This window comes from Ralstonia sp. OTU4908, assembly GCF_038440115.1.
GTDB lineage: Bacteria > Pseudomonadota > Gammaproteobacteria > Burkholderiales > Burkholderiaceae > Ralstonia > Ralstonia pickettii.
In genome coordinates, this window is sequence record NZ_JASATD010000131.1 from 1 (window position 1) to 221 (window position 221).

A 221-nucleotide genomic window follows, 5' to 3' on the forward strand; every position below is an offset into this window, starting at 1 on the left:
CTATCTGCACCATTTCTGCGCCGGCATCCGTTACCTGATCCTCGATCTGCATATCGGCATCGACAAGACCTCGGCCTCCAAGTCAGCTGTGAGCGTGCTCATCGTCAGCCTGCTGCTGACGGTCGTGTTCGGCGCCAAGCTGTTCGGCCTGTTCTGAGGAGCCTCTGATGGCAAATAACAATATCGGTCCCAAGCGCCTCGTTGTGGGCGCGCACTACGGC

1 protein-coding gene is annotated in these 221 nt (G+C 58.8%); it reads left to right on the forward strand.

Annotated features, from left to right (window positions below):
* Positions 1-157: succinate dehydrogenase, cytochrome b556 subunit (locus tag AAHM38_RS25625; protein ID WP_446740146.1), on the forward strand; the 157-nt coding region annotated here is incomplete at its 5' end.
* Positions 158-221: the final 64 nt, after the last annotated feature.